Here is a 5,792-nt window from a genome sequence, read left to right as displayed (position 1 = left end):
ATGAGCACAGTCAGACTTGGCATCAATCCCATCACCTGGAGCAATGACGATGTGCCCGAGCTTGGCGGAGACACGCCGCTTGAGACGTGTCTGAGCGAGACCGCGCAGGCTGGCTATGCCGGCACCGAACTCGGCGGCAAGTTCCCGCGTGAGAGCCGCGCGCTCGGCCCGATCCTCGATCACTATGGGCTGGCACTGGTCTCCGGCTGGTATGACGGGCGTATCTGCCAGAAGGAGGTAGATGAGGAATTCGAGGCGATACGCCCGCATCTGACCCTGCTCAGGGATCTCGGCGCGAAGCATGTTGTCTATGCCGACACGTCTCGCGGCCGTCATGGCGCGATCCATGACCCGATCTCGCAGCGGCCGAAGCTCGCGGCCGACGAATGGAAATCTTACGGCGCCAAGATCACGCGCCTTGCGGAGCGCTTTGCCGATTTCGGCGTCGGCATGGCCTTCCACCACCACATGGGCACGATCGTCGAGACCGACGGCGAGATCGACATGCTGATGAAGACCACCGGCGAAGCGGTCGGGCTGCTCTACGACACCGGACACTGCGCCTTTTCCGGCGGCGACCCCGAGCAATTGCTGCGCCGCCATGTCGGTCGCGTCGTCCATGTCCATTGCAAGGATGTGCGCCCGGCGATGCTGAAGAATGCGCGCGAGACCGACATGAGCTTCATGGGCGCGGTAATGGAAGGCATCTTCACCGTGCCGGGCGACGGAGCGATCGATTATCCCAGACTGCTGAAAATCCTCGCCGACAAGGGCTATGCCGGCTGGCTGGTTGTCGAGGCCGAGCAGGATCCGGCCAAGGCGCATCCGCTGACCTATGCCACGATGGGCTACCGCAATCTGAAGACGCTCGCTGAAGAAGCCGGCTTCACCGTGGAAGAACGCCAGAAGGATGTCCGCCATGCCGGCTGAACGCAAGGTCGTCATCAACATCGACGACGTCGGCATGTGCCACGGCGCCAACGTCGCCTATCTCGCCCTGAAGCGCGCCGGCGCGGTCGACAGCGGCTCGGTCATGGTGCCTTGCCCATGGTACCTCGAAATCGCCGAGGAAGGCGCGAAAGACGCCTCGCTCAATCTCGGCGTCCACATCACGCTCACGTCCGAGAAGAAGTATTACCGCTGGCGGCCGCTGACCAAGGCGAGCCAGGCGTCGGGCATCGTCGACAGCGACGGCTATCTCTTTCGCGGCGTGCCCGAACTGCGCGCCAGGGGCGAGCCGGAAGCGGTGGAAGCCGAGATGCGCGCGCAGATCGACGCGGCATTGGCCGCGGGGCTTTCGCTCACTCATATGGATGGCCACATGGGCGCGGTGTTTTCGCCCGAATTCGTCGACCGCTATGCCGCTGTCGGCATCGAGTACGGGATCCCGACGCTGTTCCCGAAAGCCATCTCCGTCTACGGGCCGATCCACAATCTGGGCCCGCTCGACGAGAGCGTCTACACCGCACCGGGAAAGCGGCTTGCCGATGCGGGTGAAACCCTGGCCAGCGCCGTCCTGGAAACGCCCTGGCATCGCAACCAGCCCGCCCGCGCGCGCTATGAGATGCTGTTCGGGCAAATCGGCGAGGGCCTGAATTTCCTTTGCCTGCACGCTAACGCGCCGGGCGAGATCGAGGTGATCGAACCGAACTCGGCGCAGATCCGCATCGATGAATTCGACCTGCTTCCAGACCCGGATTTCATGGCCTTCGTGGATGGGCTGTCCATCCGCCGCGGTTCGCTCCGGGACTTCAGGGCATGACCATGCTCCAACGAAAACAACTGGAATAAAGGCGAAATGGCCCGACCGGGAGGGTTGAGGCCAAGACTTGAGACAAGACAACAACAACTGAGGAGAACGATGATGACTGCCCTATTCTCGATGTCCAGAATGCGAACCATGCTTGGCGCCGCAGCGCTCTCACTCGCTTTCGCCGGCGCCAGCATCCTCCCGGCGTCGGCGCAGGTGAAGAAGGAGAGCGATGTGCGCATCGTCTTCGTCACGCACGGCCAGGCCAACGACGTCTATTGGAGCGTGGTGAAGAACGGCATGCAGGCCGCCGCCAAGCAGCTCGGCGTCAAGGTCGAATACCAGGCGCCTGAAACCTTCGACGTGGTGCGCATGGCCCGGATGATCGAGGCCGCGACCGCCTCGCAGCCGGACGGGCTGGTCGTCTCCATCCCCGACATGGATGCCCTGAAGGCGCCGATCCAGGCCGCCAAGGCGGCCGGCATTCCGGTCGTCGTCATCGACAGCGGCGAGGAGGCAGTCGAGCCGTGGGGCCTCGACCTCTTCGTCGGCGGCGGCTCCGAATACGACAACGGCGTCAAGGCCGGCGAGATCATGGCCAAGGCGGGCGTGAAGCAAGGCATCTGCGTCAACCACGAGGTCGGCAATGTCAGCCTCGACAAGCGCTGCGAAGGCTACAATGACGGGCTGAAGAAGAGCGGCGGCGCCTCTGCCGTCGTAGCGGCCACCATGGACCCGACCGACGTCACACGCCGGGTCGAGGGCTATCTCACCGCGCATCCCGACGTCACGGGCGTGCTGACGCTCGGCCCGACGGTTGCCGCGCCACTGCTCAAGATGTTCCAGGACGCCGGCACCATCGGCAACTACAAGATCGGCACCTTCGACCTGTCGCCCGAAATCCTCGATGCGGTGAGCAAGGGCACGATGATGTTCGGCATCGACAACCAGCAATACATGATGGGCTATTATCCGGTCGTGTTCCTGACCAACAAGGCGATGTGGAAGACCTTCCCCACCTCGGCCGTGCGCACCGGCCCGTCCTTCATCATGAAGGATGACGCCGCTGCCGTTGGCGATCTCAGCAAGGCCGGCATCCGCTGAGCCTCAAGCGGCTCGCCGGTTCCCTGGCCGGCGGGCCGCTTTGTATTGACGCGATTTCGCGGGAGAAATCTACTTCATGCCCTCCCGGGATTGCTCCAGACACCGACTGAGGTTTGACGATTGTGACAGATGCACTGAACCCGGCCCATCCGCCTGAGCCGAAACCCGTTTCACGAAACCTGACGCGGCTGATGCGGCGTCCCGAACTCGGCGCCCTCACCGGCACCATCCTGGTCTTCCTGGCCTTCGGCCTCACCGCGGGCAACAGCGGCCTGTTCTCGATGGCCGGCATTGCCAACTTCCTGCAGGTCTCCGCTCAGCTCGGCATCCTTGCCGCTGCGGTGGCGCTCTTGATGATCGGCGGCGAGTTCGATCTGTCGCTGGGCTCGATGATCGGTTTTGCCAGCGTCACCATCGGCCTTTGCGTCACCCAGTTCGGGCTTTCCATCCCCGTCACCGTGGCGATCACCTTCGTCGTCGCCATCGTCGTCGGCGCGCTCAACGGGTTTCTCGTCGTGCGCACCCGGCTGCCGTCCTTCATCGTGACGCTTGCCGGACTGTTCATCCTGCGCGGCCTAACCTTGGCGGTCACCCGCACCATCACCGGCCGCACGCAGATCCCCTACATCACCGAGGGCCACGAGGGCAGTTTCGTCGTCTGGCTGTTCGGAGGCAAATTCGGCGGGCCGGTTTTCGCCTGGCTCGCCACGCATGGCTGGATCGCCGCGCGGCCCGACGGCTCGCCGATGGTCCAGGGCCTGTCCATGTCCATTCTCTGGTGGGTGATCGTGACGGCGTTCGCGACCTGGCTCTTGATCAAGACGCGTTTCGGCAACTGGGTGTTCGCTGTCGGCGGCGACGACCGTGCCGCCCGCAATGTCGGCGTGCCTGTCGACCGCGTAAAGATCCTGCTTTTCATCGGCACCGCGCTTTCGGCGACTTTGTTCGCCGTCATCCAGGTTCTGGAATCCGGCTCCGCCGACACGCTGCGTGGCACGCAGAAGGAATTCCAGGCGATTATCGCCGCAGTGATCGGGGGTTGCCTGCTGACCGGCGGCTATGGCTCGGCCATCGGCGCCATGTTCGGCGCGCTTATCTTCGGCACGGTGGAGATGGGCATCTTCTACACCGGCATCGACACCGACTGGTTCCAGGTCTTCCTCGGCTCGATGCTTCTGATCGCCGTGCTGGTCAACAATTACGTGCGCCGCAAGGCGACGGAGGCACGCTGATGGCCGAACCCTTGATCGAACTTCGCAACGTCACCCGCCGCTTCGGTTCGGTGACGGCGATCCGCGACATGTCCTTTGCCGCGCATGCCGGCGAGGTCCATTGCCTGCTTGGCGACAATGGCGCCGGCAAGTCGACGCTGATCAAGACCTTGTCGGGGGTCCACACGCCGAGCGAAGGCCAGATGTATGTCGACGGCAAGCCGGTGACCTTCGCATCGCCGCGCCAGGCACTCGATGCCGGCATCGCCACCGTCTTCCAGGATCTGTCGATGATCCCGTTGATGAGCATCACCCGCAATTTCTTCCTTGGCCGCGAGCCGCTGAAGGGCGCGTGGATCACCAAGCGCATCGACATGAAACGCGCCGACGCCATCGTCTATGAGGAGCTTGGCAAGATCGGCATCAATGTGCGCGATCCGCAGCAGGCGGTGGGCACGCTTTCCGGCGGCGAACGGCAATGCGTGGCGATCGCTCGCGCCGTCTATCATGGCGCGCGTGTGCTGATCCTCGACGAGCCGACCTCGGCGCTCGGCGTGCACCAGGCCTCGATCGTGCTGCGCTATGTGGCTCAGGCGCGTCAGCGCGGGCTGGCCGTCATCTTCATCACCCACAACATCCACCACGCCTATCCGATCGGCGATGTCTTCACCATGCTGAACCGGGGCCGTTCGCTCGGCACCTTCCGCAAGAGCGAGATCACCGAGAAAGAGGTGCTGGACATGATGGCCGGCGGCCGCGAGATCCGCGAATTGCAACAGGAACTGGAGCGCTTCAGCAAATCCGGATCCGGCGCGGAAGCGGTTTCCTGAAGGACTGAAAAGAGAGAAAAATGATCGACGCCGCACTGTTCGGCGCCGGGCTGATCGGCTCGGTGCATGCGAAAAACCTTGCCCGCCATCCAGGCGTGCGCTTCCGCTTCGTCGTCGATCCCCAGCGCGAGGCAGCCGAGCGCATCGCCGTGGAGACAGGCGCGGAGGTCGCCGATACCGCGATGGTGATGAACGACCCCACGGTGAAGGCCGTGGTCATCGCCTCGGCCACACGAACCCATGCCGATCTGATCATCGAGGCCGCGGGCAAGGGCAAGGCGATCTTCTGCGAAAAACCCATCGATCTCGATATTGCACGAACCGACGAATGCCTGGCCGCGGTCGAGAAAGCCGGCGTGCCGATGCAGATCGGCTTCAACCGGCGCTTCGATCCATCTTTCGCCGCTGTCCGGCAAAGGATCGACGCCGGCAAAATCGGCGCGGTCGAGCAGGTCATCATCACCAGCCGCGATCCCGAGCCGGAAAGCGAGGAGGCACTGGCAAGCGGCGGCGGCGTGTTCCGCGAGATGACCATTCACGATTTCGACATGGCGCGCTTCCTGCTCGGCGAGGAACCGGTGGAGCTCTTCGCCACCGGCTCCTCACTGGTGCTGCCCTACTATGCCAGGCTCGGCGATTACGACACGGCGATGTTCATCCTGCGCACCGCCTCGGGCCGGCAATGCCACATCAACAACAGCGTGCGCGCCGTCTATGGCTACGACCAGCGCATCGAGGTGCACGGTTCAAAAGGCATGTTGCAGGCCGGCAACCGCACGCCGACCTCCGTCAGCTTCAGCGGCGAGAGCGGAATATCGGCAGACCGGCCGCTCTATTTCTTCGTCGAGCGCTATGCCGAATCCTACCAGGCGGAACTCGACCATTTCATCCGGTCGC

6 protein-coding genes are annotated in these 5,792 nt (G+C 63.7%); all 6 read left to right on the top strand.

The features are described 5' to 3' along the window. On the top strand, positions 1-930 hold the full coding sequence (gene iolE / locus J0I79_RS02855) for a myo-inosose-2 dehydratase (RefSeq protein ID WP_292855214.1): 930 nt from the start codon (positions 1-3) through the stop codon (positions 928-930). Beyond that, positions 920-1,762 (top strand): polysaccharide deacetylase family protein, encoded by an 843-nt coding sequence (locus J0I79_RS02850; RefSeq protein WP_292855213.1) that lies wholly within the window; start codon positions 920-922, stop codon positions 1,760-1,762. The genes iolE and J0I79_RS02850 overlap by 11 nt, the downstream gene beginning before the upstream one ends. Before the next feature lie 102 nt (positions 1,763-1,864). Then, complete coding sequence (locus J0I79_RS02845) at positions 1,865-2,854, top strand: sugar ABC transporter substrate-binding protein (RefSeq protein ID WP_292855212.1); 990 nt, start codon at positions 1,865-1,867, stop codon at positions 2,852-2,854. Between the two features lie 122 nt (positions 2,855-2,976). Continuing rightward, complete coding sequence (locus tag J0I79_RS02840) at positions 2,977-4,086, top strand: ABC transporter permease (RefSeq protein WP_292855211.1); 1,110 nt, start codon at positions 2,977-2,979, stop codon at positions 4,084-4,086. Continuing rightward, the gene (locus J0I79_RS02835; RefSeq protein ID WP_292855210.1) at positions 4,086-4,895 is read left to right on the top strand and encodes an ATP-binding cassette domain-containing protein; all 810 of its coding nucleotides are present in this window, start codon (positions 4,086-4,088) and stop codon (positions 4,893-4,895) included. Before J0I79_RS02840 ends, J0I79_RS02835 begins: the two co-directional genes overlap by 1 nt. Before the next feature lie 20 nt (positions 4,896-4,915). Further along, the coding region (gene iolG, locus J0I79_RS02830) for an inositol 2-dehydrogenase (RefSeq protein ID WP_292855209.1) at positions 4,916-5,792 on the top strand (877 nt) is incomplete at its 3' end.

Origin of the sequence: Mesorhizobium sp. (assembly GCF_017306585.1) — a bacterium.
Lineage (GTDB): Bacteria > Pseudomonadota > Alphaproteobacteria > Rhizobiales > Rhizobiaceae > Mesorhizobium.
The sequence above is the reverse complement of the archived record's forward strand: the minus strand, read 5'-3'. Positions and strand labels throughout refer to the sequence as shown.